The 17,617-nt window shown below is 60.6% G+C and carries 18 protein-coding genes; 13 read left to right on the top strand and 5 right to left on the bottom strand.

The annotated features are described in order from the left end of the window. Positions 1-217 precede the first annotated feature (217 nt). The gene (locus BTO02_RS22150; RefSeq protein WP_075159393.1) at positions 218-553 is read left to right on the top strand and encodes a hypothetical protein; all 336 of its coding nucleotides are present in this window, start codon (positions 218-220) and stop codon (positions 551-553) included. A 123-nt stretch (positions 554-676) separates the two neighbouring features. Here BTO02_RS22150 and BTO02_RS22145 read toward each other — a convergent pair whose 3' ends face one another. The 5 genes from BTO02_RS22145 to BTO02_RS22130 all read right to left on the bottom strand — a co-directional run bounded on the left by BTO02_RS22145 (position 677) and on the right by BTO02_RS22130 (position 5,407). Beyond that, positions 677-2,137, bottom strand: coding sequence for a DHA2 family efflux MFS transporter permease subunit (locus BTO02_RS22145; protein ID WP_075159392.1), 1,461 nt, complete (start codon positions 2,135-2,137; stop codon positions 677-679). Positions 2,138-2,243: 106 nt separating this feature from the next. Continuing rightward, a complete protein-coding gene (locus tag BTO02_RS22140; RefSeq protein WP_075159391.1) occupies positions 2,244-3,089 on the bottom strand; it encodes a carbohydrate ABC transporter permease in 846 nt (281 codons plus the stop codon). Then, positions 3,086-4,018, bottom strand: a complete 933-nt coding sequence (locus tag BTO02_RS22135; RefSeq protein WP_075159390.1) for a carbohydrate ABC transporter permease — start codon at positions 4,016-4,018, stop codon at positions 3,086-3,088. The genes BTO02_RS22140 and BTO02_RS22135 overlap by 4 nt, the downstream gene beginning before the upstream one ends. Next, positions 4,015-4,152, bottom strand: a complete 138-nt coding sequence (locus BTO02_RS34415) for a hypothetical protein (RefSeq protein ID WP_156883942.1) — start codon at positions 4,150-4,152, stop codon at positions 4,015-4,017. Before BTO02_RS34415 ends, BTO02_RS22135 begins: the two co-directional genes overlap by 4 nt. Before the next feature lie 25 nt (positions 4,153-4,177). Beyond that, the gene (locus BTO02_RS22130; RefSeq protein WP_075159389.1) at positions 4,178-5,407 is read right to left on the bottom strand and encodes an ABC transporter substrate-binding protein; all 1,230 of its coding nucleotides are present in this window, start codon (positions 5,405-5,407) and stop codon (positions 4,178-4,180) included. 299 nt (positions 5,408-5,706) lie between these two features. On the opposite strand from BTO02_RS22130, the gene BTO02_RS22125 reads away from it, so the two are divergent. The 12 genes from BTO02_RS22125 to BTO02_RS22075 all read left to right on the top strand — a co-directional run bounded on the left by BTO02_RS22125 (position 5,707) and on the right by BTO02_RS22075 (position 17,615). Further along, entirely contained in the window at positions 5,707-6,480 is a 774-nt protein-coding gene (locus tag BTO02_RS22125) for an SDR family oxidoreductase (protein ID WP_075159388.1), read from the top strand. Positions 6,481-6,583: 103 nt separating this feature from the next. Beyond that, positions 6,584-7,654 (top strand): ABC transporter ATP-binding protein, encoded by a 1,071-nt coding sequence (locus tag BTO02_RS22120; protein WP_075159387.1) that lies wholly within the window; start codon positions 6,584-6,586, stop codon positions 7,652-7,654. A gap of 81 nt (positions 7,655-7,735) precedes the next feature. Next, positions 7,736-8,614, top strand: a complete 879-nt coding sequence (locus BTO02_RS22115; RefSeq protein ID WP_075161265.1) for a MurR/RpiR family transcriptional regulator — start codon at positions 7,736-7,738, stop codon at positions 8,612-8,614. 188 nt (positions 8,615-8,802) lie between these two features. Beyond that, positions 8,803-10,278, top strand: coding sequence for an NCS1 family nucleobase:cation symporter-1 (locus tag BTO02_RS22110; protein ID WP_075159386.1), 1,476 nt, complete (start codon positions 8,803-8,805; stop codon positions 10,276-10,278). A gap of 285 nt (positions 10,279-10,563) precedes the next feature. Further along, a complete protein-coding gene (locus BTO02_RS22105) occupies positions 10,564-11,016 on the top strand; it encodes a phage tail protein (protein WP_075159385.1) in 453 nt (150 codons plus the stop codon). Between the two features lie 12 nt (positions 11,017-11,028). Then, on the top strand, positions 11,029-12,081 hold the full coding sequence (locus BTO02_RS22100; RefSeq protein ID WP_075159384.1) for a phage tail sheath family protein: 1,053 nt from the start codon (positions 11,029-11,031) through the stop codon (positions 12,079-12,081). A 54-nt stretch (positions 12,082-12,135) separates the two neighbouring features. Then, on the top strand, positions 12,136-13,461 hold the full coding sequence (locus BTO02_RS22095) for a phage tail sheath C-terminal domain-containing protein (protein ID WP_075159383.1): 1,326 nt from the start codon (positions 12,136-12,138) through the stop codon (positions 13,459-13,461). 33 nt (positions 13,462-13,494) lie between these two features. After that, complete coding sequence (locus BTO02_RS22090) at positions 13,495-14,700, top strand: phage tail sheath family protein (RefSeq protein ID WP_083615313.1); 1,206 nt, start codon at positions 13,495-13,497, stop codon at positions 14,698-14,700. Next, complete coding sequence (locus BTO02_RS22085; RefSeq protein WP_075159381.1) at positions 14,700-15,167, top strand: phage tail protein; 468 nt, start codon at positions 14,700-14,702, stop codon at positions 15,165-15,167. The genes BTO02_RS22090 and BTO02_RS22085 overlap by 1 nt, the downstream gene beginning before the upstream one ends. Next, on the top strand, positions 15,164-15,328 hold the full coding sequence (locus BTO02_RS34410) for a DUF5908 family protein (RefSeq protein WP_156883941.1): 165 nt from the start codon (positions 15,164-15,166) through the stop codon (positions 15,326-15,328). Before BTO02_RS22085 ends, BTO02_RS34410 begins: the two co-directional genes overlap by 4 nt. Positions 15,329-15,330: 2 nt before the next feature. Next, entirely contained in the window at positions 15,331-16,023 is a 693-nt protein-coding gene (locus BTO02_RS22080) for a CIS tube protein (protein WP_075161264.1), read from the top strand. Then, positions 16,020-17,615 (top strand): phage baseplate assembly protein V, encoded by a 1,596-nt coding sequence (locus BTO02_RS22075; protein ID WP_083615312.1) that lies wholly within the window; start codon positions 16,020-16,022, stop codon positions 17,613-17,615. The genes BTO02_RS22080 and BTO02_RS22075 overlap by 4 nt, the downstream gene beginning before the upstream one ends. The last annotated feature ends 2 nt before the right edge of the window (positions 17,616-17,617 follow it).

Genomic DNA, 17,617 nt, shown 5'->3' with positions numbered 1-17,617 from the left:
GACGTCAAATGCCGTACGAACAAGTTGTCGATCATGTTCGAAAAAATCGCATATGTTTGCGGGCACAGCATTTCGCCCCGAACGCGCCCGAGCGTCGGCCAGGATCTTCCTTCAGCCCGTGAGCCCATCGCAAACGCGACCCGTTCCGCACGTACAATGCATACTGGCGGCAGTGGTGTAGCACCCGTGATGACCGACGAACCGAAAGAGGGACGACATGGAAATTGATCCGACCGAGTGGTTTCCGTTAGACGAATACAAGCCGGTACGTGAGGGATGGTACGAAGTGCAGCTGGTGAGCGGCGAAACCGCGTTTGCGCGCTATGCGGAGGACGAGTGGACTGAAAAGCCGCTGCTCGTATTTACGCACTGGCGCGGCTTGAGCAAAGACCCCGCGACGAGCGGTGGTGATACTGAAAGCATCGGCGCCGAAGTGGCGGCGGCCGAGGGCGTGCGGGCGGTCTGGAACGCATTCTTTCCGGGGGCCGGCGGCGATGCGCACAAGCCGCTCGAATCGTCGCACGACGAGCAGCCCACCAACGGGCCACATTGACCGGCGCAGTGCGCGCCGCACCGCTGTACCGCGCCGGCAGGCGCGGTACAGCGGGCCCGGAGCCTTGATTGGAGCTAATCCCGCGGAATCCCCGCGGATCCGCCGCTGCGCCGCGCGGCCGTGTCAAACCCGATCCGTCGCGGCGCGGTGTTTGTTTTGTTCTTGCGCTTGCGCTTCCTGCGACGGTGCCGTGCGCAGCGCGAATGCGCCGAGCGCCGCGGCCAGCGCGGCGAAGATCGCCCCGCACAGAAACGCGACGTGATAGCCGTCCGTGAGTGCCGTGTGCATGTCCTGCGTCGCGCCAAGCTCGCCCGTTTGCGCGGCCGCGAGGCTGGCGAGTACCGCCAGACCGAGCGCGCCGCCCATCATGAACGACGTGTTGACGATACCGGACGCAAGTCCGGTATCGCTCGGCTCGACGTCGTTCATCGCGGCGAGCAGCACGGGGTTGAAGGCAACGCCCGCGCCGATGCCGAGCAGCACCATGCCGGGCAGCACGTCGGCCACGAACTGGCCGGCGACCGGCGCGCGCGCAAACAGCAAAAGCCCGATCGCGGCGAGCAGCAGACCCACGCCGATCGGCCGGCGAATACCAAAGCGCATCACGATGCGTGCGGAAAGTCCAAGCGAAAAGACCGCCATGATCAGATTCGCGGGCAAAAACGCAAGTCCGACCTGAAATGGCGCAAAACCGAGCACGCGCTGCATGTAGAGCGCCGAGATGAAAAACCACGCGAACATCGCCGCGGCCCACAACACGCCGATCGCATTGGCGATCGACACGTTGCGCATCCGGAACAGCGCGAGCGGCATCAGCGGATGCTGCACACGCGTTTCGATCGCGAGGAACAGGGCAAGCAGCGCGACCGCAATGCCGATGAAGCCGAGCGTCTGCGCGGACGTCCAGCCCGCTTCGTTGCCGTTGACGATCGCGTAGACGGCGAGCATCAACGACGCCGTCACCGTGATCGCACCTGCAACGTCGAGCCGCTCGCCGTGCGCATGGCCGCGGCCTGCGGGCAGCAATGTGACGCACAACGCATACACGGCGATGCCGATTGGCAGGTTGACGAGAAAGATCCAGTGCCAGCTCAGCAGATTCGTCAGCAGGCCGCCGAGCAGCACGCCGATGCTGCCGCCGCCCGCGCAGACGAAGCCGTACACGCCCATTGCTTTCGCGCGCTCGTCGGGCTCGGTAAACAGGTTCATGATCAGCGATAGCGACACGGCGGAGACGACTGCGCCGCCGAGACCCTGCACCGCGCGCGCACAGACGAGCATCACCTGCGAATTGGCGAGCCCGCAGGCGAGCGACGCCAGCGTGAACAGCGTGATGCCGGCGAGAAACAGCTTGCGGTGCCCGTAGAGATCGCCGAGACGGCCGCCGAGCAGTAAAAAGCCGCCGAACGTCAGCATGTATGCATTGACGACCCACACGAGCGACGTTTCCGAGAAGCCGAGATCGGCTGCAATCGAGGGCAAGGCGACATTGACGATCGTCGTGTCGAGCACGATCATCAGCACGCCGAGGCAAAGCACGACGAGTGCCAGCCAGCGCGTGCGGCCTTCGATATTGTGGGTCATGAGACGGTCTCCATTCGTTATGCGTAATTCTTCGTGCAATGGAAAACCGACAGTCTATTACCGGGTATGTGTCGTCTTCAACCGGCGCGCAAACGGTTTCGGACCACTACTTCACCGCACCGAGCGCAAGCCCTTTGACGAGATAGCGCTGGAGCCACGCGAACACCACCGAAACCGGCAGCGTCGCACACAAGGTGGCGGCCATGACGAGTTGCCATTCGACCGTGTACTTGCCCGCCACCATATCGGTGACCTGCACGGTCAGCGTCTTGTTCTCAGGCGAGCGGATCAGCGTATACACCACCGCGAACTCGTTCCACGCATTGATGAACGTGAAAATCGCCGTCACCACGATAGCCGGCACCGCGAGCGGCAGAAACACCTTGAATACCGCGCGCGTCCGGCTGCAGCCTTCGAGCCACGCCGATTCTTCGAGGTCGCGCGGCACCGTCTGGAAATACGACGACAGCATCCACACGGCAAACGCGATATTGAACGCCGCATATGACACGATGACGCCGATTTTCGAATCGACGAGATTGCCGTCGCCGTACGGAATCATCGCCGCGAGCCGGAACAGACCGACCACCAGCAGAATGGGCGACAGCATTTGCGTGACGAGCAGGAACTGCCGGTACACGCTGCGACCGCTAAACGGAAAGCGCGCGAGCGCATAAGCGGCGGGCAGGCTGACCGCGAGCGCGAGCAGCGTCGACAGGCAGCTGATGACCGCGCTATTGCGCAGCGCGACGCCGAAATTCGCGGCATCCCACATATCGACAAAGTTCTGCCAGTGCCAGTGCATCGGCAACCACCGCGCGGGATAGACGAATACTTCCGGCGCGGGCTTCAGCGCGGTGAAAAACATGACCGCGAACGGAAACAGCACGACCACGACGAGCGGCGACAGCGCGAGCCAGCACCATAGCGAGCGTTTCATTTTCGTGTTCATGCTGTGTCTCCTTCTTTCTGCGGCTGCATGCGCAGATACGCGATCGAAAACACGAACAGCATCACGAGCATGATCAGCGACACCGCGGCCGCCTGACCCGGCCGGCCGAGCCGGAAGCCGAGTTCGTAAAGATAGGTGACGAGAATATGCGTGCCGTTGTCGGGGCCGCCTTGCGTCATCACCCAGATGATCGGGAACGAGTTGAACACGTAGATCACGTTCAGCAGGATCGCCATGTTGATGAACGGCCGCAGCAACGGCAGCGTCAGCTGGCGGAATTGCTGCCAGGCGCTTGCACCGTCGATGCGCGCGGCTTCGTAAATATCGCCGGGCACCGAAGACAGGCCGCCGAGCAGGATCGTCACCGTAAACGGAATGGATACGAGAATGCCGACGGCGATTTCCACCGGAAACGCGAGCTCAGGCGTCGCGAGCCAGTGAATCGGGCCGCCGATCAAACCAAGGCGCTGCAGCGTGACGTTGACCATGCCGTAATCGTCGTTGAAGGCCCAGCGCCAGACCACGGCGGTCATCGTCAGCGACACGGACCACGGCAGCATCACGATCGTGCGCGCGACGCCGCGGCCGTAAAAATCCTGGTTCAGGATCAGCGCGACGGGCACCGAAAGCAGCACCGTGCCGCCGACCACGCATGCGGTCCACACGAGCGTGCGGCGCGTTGCGTCGAGAAACACGGGGTCGGTGAACACGGCATAGAAATTCTGCAGCCCGTTGAAATCGCGAATCGCGCCGAAGCGCGACACCTCGTGCATCGACTGATACACGATGTTGAAAATCGGGTAGCTGATGATGAACAGCGCGAGGATCAGGCTGGGCGCGATCAGCAGCCATGGCGTGGTCATGCGCGGCGAAACGGACCCTGAAGCGCGCAGCGCGGCGGGTGCGGAAGCGGAGGCGGGGCGGCTCATGCGTGCTCGTGTTCGTTCAGAAAAGCGCCGGCCGCGAGGCCGGGTGCGGCGTGACCTGCGCCGCCGGCGGGCGGCGGCGCGGGCTTGAGGATGTCGACGCCGCGCGCGTCGGGTAGAGCGTGACGCGGCATCATGGCGGGCAGGCGTGCTGGTCCCGCGCTATTGGCCCAACGACTTATTTGCTTCGTTTGCCGCCTGCTTCAGCGCATCGGCCGGCTTCTCCTTGCCGAGATACACGGCTTGCATCGCGTTCGTCACGGCCTTCGCGGTGTCTTCCCAGCCCGTGATGGTCGGCGCGAAGTGCGCGGTCGGCAGCAGGGCGATGAACGCCTTCGTGTCCGGATCGGCGAATGCCGGGTCGGCCGCTTCAGCCTTCGTCGTCGGCAGGAAGCCTTCGGTGCTCGTGAACTCGACGCGCGGCTCCTTCGTGAACAGATAGTCGAGGAATTTCCACGCGCTCTTCTTCACCTTCGAGTTCTTGAACATCACGATCGAATCGGTCACGGCGTAGGTCGCTTCCTTGGTCCCGACCGGCAGCGGATCGATACCGTACTTGAGATTCGGCGCTTCCTTCCTGATCTGCTTCGCGAGGAACGGCGCGGAAATCACCATCGCGACGCGGCCCTGCTTGAAGAGGTTCTGCACATCTTCGCGGCTATAGCCGGTCACGCCCGGTTGCGTGAGGCCTTCGTCGATCATGGTCTTGTAGAGCGTCGCGGCCTTGATGCCGGCCGGCGAATCGAACGCGGCCTTGCCCTTGCTCACGACGTCGCCGCCGTTGGTCCACAGTGCGTAGTAATAGTAGACGTCCGTTTCGATTTCCTTGCCTTGCAGGCCGAAACCGGCAATGCCCTTCGCCTTCAGCTTCTTCGACGCGTCGATCACGTCGTTCCACGTTTTCGGGCCATTCGGGTAGCCGACGCTCGCGAGCAGGTCCTTGTTGTAGTACAGCGCGCGTGCCGAAGCGGCGATCGGCAGACCATACGTCTTGCCGTCGATCTGACCCGGCGCCAGGAACGGACCGATGAAGCGGTTCTTGAAGTTCGCGTCCATGTAGCCGTCGAGGGGCTCGGCGACGCCGTCCTTCACGAAGTCGAGCAGCCAGCGCGTGCCGACGATGGCGAGGTCGGCGTTCGCATTACCGGAGATGTCCGTTTGCAGCTTCTGTTGCAGCGTGTCCCAGTTCACGTCTTCGATCTTGATCGTGGTGCCGGGATTTGCCTTTTCGAACTGGCGCGCCATTTTCTCGAAGTACGGCGCCGTCTGATCGCTGTAGTGGGCGACCGTGACGCGGACCGTATCGGCATGCGCCGCTATGGCCATTCCTGCAAACGTGAGCGCCACGGCAAGCTTGCCGAGCGTGAGGGAAGCACGTGCATGCAACGACATTTCTCTCTCCTGGGTGGTCCGCTGCCGTCGCCGGCCGCTTTGGGTTGAATTGTTTGAAAAAATCCTACAGGACGAAAAAAATGTTGTCACGTAGGGATGCCGATAATTTTTTGACGCCGTATCGTTTGCATAACATCCTGTAAAAATGGGCTTTTTTGTAGCGATTCGGGTAAACCGCGAGGCGCATCGATGCGCTGGCTACATAGGGCTTACGGAGCGTGTCGGTGTCTCACATGTTGGAAATTTACATGGCATCGAATGCGATGCATGTGGCATAAAATGCACGAGGACGGACGACGATGAAACGTGTGGTGTTGGTGACAGGCGCATGTGGCGGCATTGGCAGCGTACTAACAAAGCGCTTCGTCGAAGCGGGCGATCACGTGCTGGCGCTCGATCGCAAAGCGGAGCCGCTCGCAGCGCTCGCGAACGGGTTCGGCGCGGCGCATGTCACGCCGCTCGCGGTCGATACCGGCGACGCCGACGCAGTGCGAGACACGGTTGCGCGCGCGACCGCCGCGACCGGCCCGGTCGATGTGGTCGTCGCGAACGCGGGCTCGGCCGAGGGCTTGACGCTTGCGAAGACCGATGCCGCGACGTGGCAGCGCGACGTGCATTCGAATCTGAATGGCTCGTACCACACGGTCGAGGCGGTGCGCACATCGATGATCGAGCGCCAGCGCGGCGCGATCGTGCTGATCGGCTCGGTCAACGGCATGGCGATGCTCGGACACCCAGCGTACAGCGCGGCAAAGGCCGGCCTGATCAGCTATACGAAGGCGCTCGCAGTCGAACTGGGCCGCTACGGCATTCGCGCGAATATCGTCTGCCCCGGCACCGTGAAGACGCCGGCGTGGCAGGCCCGTGTCGACAAAAATCCGCAGGTCTTCGAAAACCTGAAGAAGTGGTATCCGCTGGGCGACTTCGCGACGCCCGATGACATCGCGAATGCGGTGCTGTTTCTCGCGTCGCCGCTGGCGCGCGTGATTACCGGCGTGGCGCTGCCGGTCGACGGCGGCCTGATGGCGGGCAACCGGCTGATGGCCGAGGAATTGACGCTCGAATCGCTTTGAGCGGGCGGCGCGACAGCCGCGAGTAGATGCGAACAGGCGCAAGCGGCAGCAAAGATGCGGCAGGAAGCAAAGGCAAAACCCGGCTGACAACGACGAGGACAGCATGGCAGCAGTGCAATTGAGCGGCATCTACAAGCGATATGGCGACACCCAGGTCGTGCACGGCATCGACCTGCATATCGACGACGGCGAGTTCGTCGTGCTGGTCGGCCCGTCGGGGTGCGGCAAGAGCACGCTGATGCGAATGGTCGCGGGCCTCGAGGAAATCAGCGGCGGCGAGTTGACGATCGGCGGCACGCGCGCGAACGCGCTTGCACCGCAGCAGCGCAATATATCGATGGTGTTTCAGAGCTACGCGCTCTATCCGCATCTTTCGGTGTACGACAATATCGCGTTCGGCCCGCGCATCCGCAAGGAATCGGCGTCGGAGTTCAAGCCGCGTATCGAAGCGGCCGCGAAAATGCTGAACCTCGGCGGCTATCTGGATCGCCTTCCGCGTGCGCTGTCGGGCGGCCAGCGGCAGCGCGTCGCGATGGGCCGCGCCGTCGTGCGCGAGCCTGCGCTGTTCCTGTTCGACGAACCGCTGTCGAATCTCGACGCAAAACTGCGCGTGCAGATGCGCACCGAAATCAAGGCGCTGCATCAGCGGCTCAGAAACACGGTGATTTACGTCACGCACGATCAGATCGAAGCGATGACGATGGCGGACCGCATAGTCGTGATGAACGCGGGGCGCATCGAGCAGATCGGGCGTCCGCTCGAGCTGTACGACCGGCCAGGCAATCTGTTCGTCGCGAGTTTTCTCGGTTCGCCGTCGATGAATTTCGCGGAAGGCGAAGTCGTGGCCGGCGACATTGGCCTGACGCTGTTGCTTGCCGACGGCGTGCGCATTCCGCTCGCAGGTCAGCCGGTGCAGCCGGGCGCAAAGGTGACGCTCGGCGTGCGGCCCGAGCATGTCGAAATGGGCAATGCGCAGGACGGCATTCCGATGACGATAGAAGTGATCGAGCCGACCGGCGCGGAAACGCATCTGTATGGCAAGGTAGGCGGCACTGCGTGGTGCGTGACGACGCGCGAGCGCGCGGCGCTCGAGCCCGGCCAGCGCATTTCGCTGCGGCTGCCACTCGAACACCGGCATCTGTTCGATACGCAGAGCGGACGCAGGATTGCCTGACGCCGCGCCGCGCGTGCTCGCGTTGTGCAGCGGGCGCCGTGGCGCCGATTTGCTGACCTTGAACCCAAGAGGAACATGCGGGTGTCCGCAGCAAACCTGATTCCCCATATTCGCGATGCGTTGCCGTCGCTGCGGCCCGCTGAACGCAAGGTTGCCGACATGGTGCTGGCCGACGTCGACTTTGCGATGCGCGCGAGCATTACCGAGATCGCGCAGCGTGCGGAAGTCTCCGAGCCGTCGGTCACGCGCTTTTGCCGCGCGGTGGGCGCGCATGGCCTGCGCGACTTCAAGATGCGTCTCGCGCAAAGCGCCGCGGGCGGAATGCCGTACGAGTCGCAGGCGGTTGCGCGTAACGACGATATCCAGACGCTATTCGACAAGGTAGGCGAAGCAGCGATCGAAGGGTTGAGCCACGCGCGCAGCGCGCTCGATCCGGTTGCGGTCGAAGCGGCGCTCGCCGCGCTGACCAGCGCGCGACGCGTCTATTTCTTCGGCGTCGGCGCGGGCTCGGGGCTCGTGGCGCAGGACGCCGCACTGCGCTTGCTGCGCCTCGATCTTGCCGCAAGCGCATTCACGGACGCGCATCTGCAACGGCTGTACGCCGGCCTGATGGAACCCGGCGACGTAGCGTTCGCGATTTCGCATTCCGGGCGCAGCGTCGAAGTGAACGAAAGCATCCAGATCGCGAAGGAGCGCGGCGCAACGACGATCGCGCTGACCAACGTCGGATCGCGGCTTGCGTGGCTCGTTGATATTCCATTGCTGCTGCGCGCGCCGAACGCGGTCGAGCCGCACACGCCGGGCGTGTCGCGCCTCGTGCACCTTTGCATTGTCGACGCGCTCGCGATCGGCATTGCGCTGCGGCTCGGACCGAAGACACTCGAGAAAATGCGCGAGGCGAGCGCCACGGTCGAGCGAGCTTCCGCTGCGCGCACCGATCCGTCCGATTCGTCGCATTGACACGCCACCGGTTTTTGACAACTGGATAAGCGCTCGCATTACTCAAACAATCTATATTGCAAGCATAAAAATCCACTCCGACGCGATCCCCATCCCCGTCATTCCGCACTCGCGGACCGCGCCATGGCACTACGTAACGCACTGCATCTCTCGCAGATAACCGGTCGTTAACCCTTAAGGGGAAAGCCATGTCCTCGTCACCTCTCTACGATAGCGACGCACCACGCGAACTGGATGGACTCGCTGAGCAAGCCGATGCGCGGCTGCATAACCGCGACCTCGCGCCTGTGCCGCACGATAAACGCACGTGGACCGGTTACAGCATCTTCGCGATGTGGATGTCGGATGTGCACAGCGTTGGCGGCTATACGTTTGCCGCGAGTCTGTTTCTGCTAGGCATCTCCGGCTGGCAGGTGCTGCTTGCGCTCGCGGTCGGCATTCTGATCGTGTATGTGCTGATGAACTGGGTCGGCAAGCCCAGCTACGTGCACGGCATTCCGTTTCCCGTGATGGCGCGCGTCAGCATGGGCGTGATGGGCGCGAACCTTGCGGCGGTGATTCGCGGTGTGGTCGGTATTGTCTGGTATGGCGTGCAAACCTATTTCGCGTCGAAAGCCGTCGCAACGTTGCTCGTTCTGTTTATTCCCGCTTCGGCGTCGCTGACGCAAGTGAGCTTCCTGCGTCTCGATGGCCTAGGCTGGATCAGCTTCCTCTTTATGTGGATCTTCCAGCTGATCATTTTTCAGCGCGGCATGGACACGATCCGCAAGTTCATCGACTTCTGCGGGCCCGCCGTCTATGTGGTGATGTTCGTGCTGATGGCGTGGATTCTTTCGCAGGCGGGGCTCGGCAGCCTGAGCCTGACGCTCGGCGGCAAGGAGCTGACGGGCGGTCAGCAACTGGCCTCGATGGGCAATGCGATTCTGCTCGTCGTCAGCTATTTCGCGGCGTTGCTGCTCAATTTCGGCGACTTCTCGCGCTTTGCGAAAAGCGAGCGGCAGATGAAAGCGGGCAATTTTCTGGGCTTGCCGGTGAATTTCATTGTCTTCGCGATCATTACGGTAATCGTGACGTCGGGCAGCGCGACCGTGTTCGGGCAGATGATCATGGACCCGGTTGCGATCGTCGCGCACATCCAGAACAAGGTGGCGGTGGTGATCGGCAGCGTGACGTTCATCGTCGCAACCATGGGCATCAATATCGTTGCCAATTTTGTCTCGCCCGCGTACGACATTGCGAACCTGTTTCCGAAGCATGTGAATTTCAAGCGCGGCGGCCTGATTGCGTCGATTCTCGCGGTGCTTGTCTGCCCGTGGATCTTCGTCGACAGCGCGAAGGCGATCACGATCTTCGTCAGTGTTTTCGGCGCGGTGCTCGCGCCGCTTTACGGCGTGATGATGGCCGATTTCTATCTCGTCAAGAAGCAGCAGGTACAGACCGCCGAACTCTATTCGATGTCGCCGAAAGGCCGCTTTTATTATGACGGCGGCTGGAACAGGATGGGCGTCATTGCGCTCGCTGTTTCGGGTTGCATTTCGATCGGCTGGGAACTTTGCACGCAACTGCTGCATGTGCTGCCGGAGAACAATTTCGGCTGGCTGATCGGTGCGATTGCCGGGGCCGTCGCTTATGTCGCGTTGATGCGTGCGGCGAGGCGCGTATAGCGGTCAATTTTCATCACCATCGACTGCGAGCTGCCTCATTGCGGCGCAGATTGTCGATGCAGCGGTTCGACGACGGTACCGGTGTGTCCGGCATTTTCGTTTGCCATCAACTTAATGTTGGCATTCGTGACTCGAACCGCTCATCCAGTTATTTGAATATTCTTTCCGATTTCGCTTGAAGTACTGAAGTCGCCTGCTAGGATTCAACCGTAAAGATTCCCTGACGTCAGAAGTTAGGAATACGATAAAACAGGTTTGAATACATGTGCAACAAGGAGCACGGTCATGGCGACTACACCCGATCAGATAGCTGCCTCATATCCGATTCCAACCTATCGTTTTATCGTCTCGATGGGTGGCGAGGACATTCCTTTCAACAACGTTTCCGGATTGAACATCACCTACGACACGATTGAATATCGTGACGGCATTGGGAACTGGTTCAAGATGCCGGGCCAGCGCCAGGTTCCAAACATTACCTTGCGCAAAGGAGTCTTCCCCGGCGATTCGCAACTGTATGCGTGGATCAATTCGATTTCGCTCAATCAGGTGGAGAAAAAGGACATCACCATCAGTCTGACGGACGAGGCAGGCACGACATTGTTGATGACATGGAACGTCGCCAACGCATTTCCGACATCCTTGTCATCACCCACATTGGATGCCGCGAGTAATGAGATTGCGGTGCAGGAAATGTCTTTGATGGCCGATCGCATCACGATTCAGGCCACTGCGTAAGAGGGAAATGCCATGACCGTCGTCACCACTTATCCTGGTGTGTACATCCAGGAAGATGCCTCTCCCGCCATCTCGGTCAGCAACCTTCCGACCGCCGTGCCGTTTTTTTGCATGGGCAGTAGTTTCAGTACGGAGGTGGTGAAATTCAATAGCTACCTCGAGTTGACGAACTACTACGACGGCGCCCCCGATTTCACCGATGCGAGCGTGGCCGGACTTCGTGCCTATTTCGAATCGGGCGGCGGCACCTGCTACGCAACGGCGAATTCCGGGTTCGCGAATGCGGTAATTGCCTGGAAGGACGTGGTGACGCTGGCTGTCGCGAACGGCAACGATATTTCGACGAGCATCACGATGCTTACCGATCCCGGGTACGGGCTGTTCGTTATCCTCGACGGTCCTACCACCGAAATCACGACGACAGGGGCAGCGGACGCTTACCCGAGCACACCGTATGCAGCGGTCTATTACCCTTATCTCAAAGTGAACTGGACGACGGTTGATATCCCACCGAGCGCGGTGATGGCCGGCCTCTACTGCAAGAACGATCGCAGTCGCGGGGTCTGGAAGGCGCCGGCCAATATGCCGCTGCCGGGTGGGTACACGCCGAAGTTCAGGGTGAGCGACGACCTGCAGGGAGAGTACAACCAGGGCCGAGCAATCGACATGATCCGCACTTTCGAGGATACGGGGCCGACCGTCTGGGGAGCGCGCACGCTGGAGGACAGCGATAACTGGCGTTACGTCTCCGTACGTCGTCTGTTCAACAGCGCCGAACGCGATATGCGCAGTGCGATGAACACGATGGTGTTTGAACCCAATACGCCTCCGACATGGGAAAAGGTGCGCACGGCTATTACGAATTATCTACATGGCTTGTGGCAGCAGGGTGGATTGGCCGGAGCCTCGGATAGTGAAGCGTACTTCGTGCAGATCGGCAAAGGTGTCACGATGACCGATGACGACATCAACCAGGGGCGGATGGTTGTCAAGGTCGGTATGGCGGCCGCGCGGCCTGCCGAATTCATCATTCTCGAATTTACGCAAGACATGGAGCACGCTTAAGCTGCGTTCGCCTTCCCATCGCACCCACGCACTCAATAAAACGAGAGGCGCACGATGACAACGCAACCCAGTTGTCCCGGTGTTTATGTTGTAGAGGGAGGGATGCCCTCGGTATCAGTCAATGTTGCTGCTACTGCGGTGCCCGTTTTTCTCACGGACTGTAGTGAGAATCTGAACACAGACATTCCAGAGGACGTCTGTATTCGCCTGGATAATTGGCTCGACTATTGTGTGCTTAAGGGCTTATATCCTCGACTCGGCGAAGTCGCCGTGAAAATTGATTCAGAGCCGCTGTCAGGTGGTGGCTATTCCTATACATACGAAGTAATCCTGCAATGTCATCCGGAAATCGACCTGGCATTGCGGCAATATTTTGAAAACGGCGGAGGACCTTGTTACATCCTTAGGATAGGGACGAGCGATGGTGTTATATCGGCTATAAAAAGGGTGCGAGATATCACCTTACTTGTCTATCTGCATTACACGATCGATTCGGATCGTCGGGACACGTACTATTCCTGGTTGAACTCTCTACTAGGCGCGGGGAACAATTATTTCCTGATCGCCGATGCGGATGCCCAGGGGAAGCCTCCAGATACAAAATCCGAATATACGAGCGTCTACTATCCCGGCCTCATTGAATCAGCGGCATCGGAGCGCCCGCCCGACGATCTTATTGAGGTCATCGGATATATAGACGACAGCGGCAGATCGGTGACCGGGTTTAGCGACCTCAAGCCCGTTAATCCCGACCTGTACACAGAAATCAGCGCAACGATCGATTCACGTCTTGCGCGATTAAAAGTGTCCGTAACGCCAGCCGCCGCAATGGCCGGCATCTATTGCGCGACCGACAGAACCCGGGGTGTATGGAATGCCCCGGCGAACGCTCCGATCAGCGGTGCGCTCGACGTAGCGGTGATGGTCAGCGATGCCGACCAGGGCACGATGAACGATGACGGCATCAACGTCATCCGCAAGCTTCCGGGCCGCGGAATCGTGCCGTGGGGGTGCCGCACCCTCGCCGGCACATCGGAAGCGACCGACACGAGTTGGCGGTACATCCAGGTGCGGCGCCTGTTCAACAGCGCCGAAGCGGACATTACGAAGGCAATGCAGACCATGATGTTCGAACCGAACTACCAGCCTACCTGGGAGAAGACGAGACACGCGATCGAGAATTATCTGTACAGCTTATGGCGGCAGGGCGCGCTGGCCGGAGGCAAGCCCGAGGATGCGTACTTCGTGCAGATCGGCAAAGACGTCACCATGTCGGACGAGGACATCAGCGCGGGGAAGATGATCGCCAAAGTCGGCATGGCAGCCGCGCGGCCGGCCGAGTTCATCATTCTGGAGTTCACGCAGAGCATGTCGATGTGACGGGTGCGCGCACGCGGACGAGGGGAAGCTTCCATGATGGGAATCAGTCAACCCGATGTGGTGTACAGCGACGATGCGATACCCGGCGAATACGATCCCGTTGCGACCGCCGTGCCGGTATTTGTCGGGTACACCGAGAAGGGAACGGCTTATACGCTCGTAGCGATAAACAGTTTCGACGATTACGAGTCGGCCTTCGGCGGTGCAGCGCCGGACGGATACATCCTTTATTACGCAGTACGGCATTATTTCGACAATGGCGGTCGAGGCGGTTTCGTGCTTTCGTTAGGGTCATACGCCAATCCCGTGGACCTTACCCCGGACGACCTGATCGCGGCGATCTCCGACGGTCGCATTTCCACCGCGATTGCGCAGGAAGCCAGCATCACATTGGTAGCCATTCCCGACATGGTGCTGTTGCCCGACGGAGAATCCGCATACTGGGCGCAAGCGTGGCTGTCATTGCTCGCTGCCTGCCAGGTCCGCGCGGGCGTATTCGGCGTTTTCGACAGCCCTGACGACCCTGCGAACGCTGCCGCCTGTCTGTCTGCATTTCTCGCGCAGCATCCCACGCAACCAGAATGGGGCGCTGCGTATTGGCCTCGTCTCGTGACCGGCTACGAGAGCGATACGAAAACGCAGATCGTGGTTCCACCGTCTGCGGCGGTGATCGCGGTCATGGCGACGACGGACGAGCAATATGGCATCTGGCGCGCACCCGCCAACGTCGCGCTGTCTCAGGTCATCAAGCCGACATGTTCGTGGCTGCAATCGTCCGGCTTGTTCCAGACGACAGGCCCATCCATCAATCTGATCCGAAGCTTCGCCGGCAAGGGCGTTCGCATCTGGGGGTGCCGCACGCTCGCGGTGGACATCGCATCGCCGTGGCTGTATGTGCAGATCCGGCGATTGGTGGCGCACATCGAATCGCAAATCGGCCAGCTGGGCCGGCACTTCGTCTTCGAAGACAACAACGCGCTTACCTGGGTCAAATTCCATGGAATGGCCCATATCTGGCTGCGCAACATGTGGCTGGAGGGCGGCCTTTACGGGGCAGAGGAGGCCGAGGCCTTTTTTGTGCAGATCGGCCTCGGCGAAACGATGACGCAAGCGGATATCGATCAGGGGAAGATGATCATCAAGATCGGCGTGGCGGTCGCTTATCCTGCCGAGTTCATCGAGATCAGCCTCACGTTCGATACCCGTATGTCGGTCAACGCACCACAGGCGAGGGCGTGATGGAAAGACCGTTTTATCAGCCCTCCGTATCGCATCGCTTTTCAGTCACATTCTGGATCGAAAGCGTACCGGTGCCCGACATCATCGACGCGAGTTTCCAGCGAATCACCGGGTTAGGGCGCGAACTGGGCGTCACCGCCTACTCCGAGGGCGGCGAGAATCTGCGAAACCGCTTCTTTGCCGACAAGATCCAGCATGGATCGCTAGTGATGGAACGGGGCGTCATGCTGTTGACGCCGCTTAGCGTGCTGTTCAACAGGCAGCTGCTCGGCGGCAAGGTGATGTACCTGAATGCGGTGATCTCGCTGTTCGACCCGTGGCCTTTGCCATTGACGAACTGGGTGATCACAAAAGCGCTTCCCGTGCGATGGCAGACCGGCGATCTCGATGCCAATAGCAATCAGGTTCTGATCAATACGCTCGAGTTGCGGTACCAGGACATGATCCCGTTAGGAGCGAAGCTATGACGGTCGAGATTCGTGAGCTGATTATCCAGGCGAAAGTCACCGCGGATGAAGCGTGTCCCGTGGAGGTTCTGCCCGCAAGGCGTCTGCCCGATGAAGAGTGGGTCGAAACCATCGCGCGAAGGGTGCTCGAAATGCTGTGCGAACAGCGTTTGGAGTGGTGATCGTGGGCCTGCTCGGAAGGACGGGCAAGCTGACCTTGATCGCCTACGGCGACCGGGAATTGACTCAACTCGTGGGCAGCCTGGCAGTGATGTACAACCCGGATTCCATCGGCCTCAGTTATCAGACGGAATTCGTGCCGGACGTGTTTATCAATACGACGCGGCAAAGCAATCGCTATGTACAGACGAAGCCCGGCAGCTTATCGCTCGAGTTGCTTTTCGACGCGAGAATGCCAGGCAATCGGAAACCGATCGACGCGCAATTAGGTCTGTTGCGCGGCCTCTGCTACAACGTCGACCCGGCGCATAGCGAACCCCGTTATCTGCAAGTGAAGTGGGGGAGGATGGGCTGGAATGGCCACGGCTATTTCGCGGGACGCATGAGTTCGCTGTCGATACGCTACACGCTGTTCGAGCGGGATGCGACTCCTCTGCGAGCGACCGCCACGCTGGAGCTCGTAGCGGACGGCAGCCTGACACTGCAAAGCGCGAAGGAACAGTTGCTTTCGCCAGGCGAGGCAGTGGTTACCGTGCCCGATGCGACGCCGTTGCCGTCGATTGCCACGAGCGCTGCGGGTTCGCTGGCGAAAGCGCCCGATTACCTGGAGGTCGCAGCCGAGAACGATCTGGACAGTCTTGACGCGATCGAGCCGGGGCAGCAACTGCAGGTCTCAAGCGCAGACAAGGAGCAATGATGCGTCCCGTACCGGTCACGGCTGTGATGGTCGGAGAGCCTCCCAAGCCATTGATCGCGCTCAAGGCGGAGCGCACGGAAGTACAGCACAAGGTCAATGCGATCCCCACTGCGCGCATTGTGCTGTCCGTGGAAGGCGACGCGCTGGAAGATCTGATCACCTTTCAGGAAGAGATTGCGTTTTGTAGCGCAGGGCAAAAAGTGGAAGTGCTGCTTCATGAACCGGACGACAGAGGACATCTGATCTTCCGCGGCGTGATCGTGAGGCAGGAACTCAGTATGACCCGGGCCCGGACCGAACTCGTGCTGCATTTGCGCCACGACTTGCAGAAGCTGCAGAACACGCATCGATCGCAACTGTTCGAGAACATGACCGACGCGGTGATCGCGACAAACCTGCTGGTCGCCCAGGGGATTGCGTTGCTGCACGTCGAAGGAATGAGCGTCGAGCATGACCAGCTCGTACAGTTCCGTTGCTCCGATTGGCATTTCATGCGCCACCGTCTGGGTGTCAACGGCGTGTGGGCGTTTCCGAATCCGGAAGGAGTCGAAATCGCGCCGCCCCGGCTCGCGCCTCAACCCGCGCGGACATTGCGGCAACGAGCGTCCGTGCCGGGACAGGACACATTGATCGAAGAGGGCGCCTGGACATTCAGCGAGCAATTCCAGCCATCCGTCCTGACGGCTTCGAGCTGGAACGATCATGCGCAGATCAACGACACTGTCACCGGCGTAGCGACGCAGCTAGGCAGCGGCGCGTTCAATTGTGCGCATGGGCACGAGATCAACGATGTGCCGTGGTCGTTCAACTACAGCACACCGCTTCGACTCGACGAAACGACCGCGCTGGCGAAGGGCCTGTTGATGAATTTTCAGTCGTCCCGGGCTTCGGGCGAATTCCTCATCGACGGCTCGGCGCATTACGCCTTGGGGCAGACACTGGGGATAGAAGGATTCGGCCGGGCCTTCGACGGCGGCGCCATCATTACCGGTATCCGTCATCGAATCGCAAAGGGCGAAGGCTGGCGTACGCTTTTGACGCTCGGTTACGACGACGTGCTGCGCGAGCCGATGTCGATGCCAAGAGCGTGTGGCCTGCACATCGGTGTGGTTTGCGCTTTCAAGGAAGATCCGGATGGCATGCATCGCTTGCAGGTTCGTCTCCCTGTGCTGGGCGAGAGCAGCAATGCAGTCTGGGCCCGGCTTGCAAAGCCTTATGCCAGCGCGACGAGCGGATTCTGTTTTTACCCGGAGGTGGGCGACGAGGTCGTGGTCGGCTTCTTCGACGAGGACCCGAGCTATCCGGTCATTCTGGGCTCGATGCACAACCCGTTGAATCCGGCGCCGATCGAACCCGACGCCGGCAATTTCGTGAAGGCCCTTGTCGTGAGTCACGAGGGCCAGCAATACCAGCTGCGCTTCGATACGCAGGGTCAGGCGGTGTCTCTGAGTTCGCCCCACGAGCAGCTCAGTCTCAAGCAGGGCGGCGAACTGCAGACCGACAGCACGCTGACGCTGAAATGCAGCAGTTTGACACTGTCGGGCCAGACTTCGGTCTCCATCGAGGGCCCGAAGATCGATTTCTCGAGTTAAGC

Source organism: Paraburkholderia sp. SOS3 (assembly GCF_001922345.1).
Lineage (GTDB): Bacteria > Pseudomonadota > Gammaproteobacteria > Burkholderiales > Burkholderiaceae > Paraburkholderia.
This window is presented reverse-complemented; position numbering and strand designations above follow the sequence as displayed.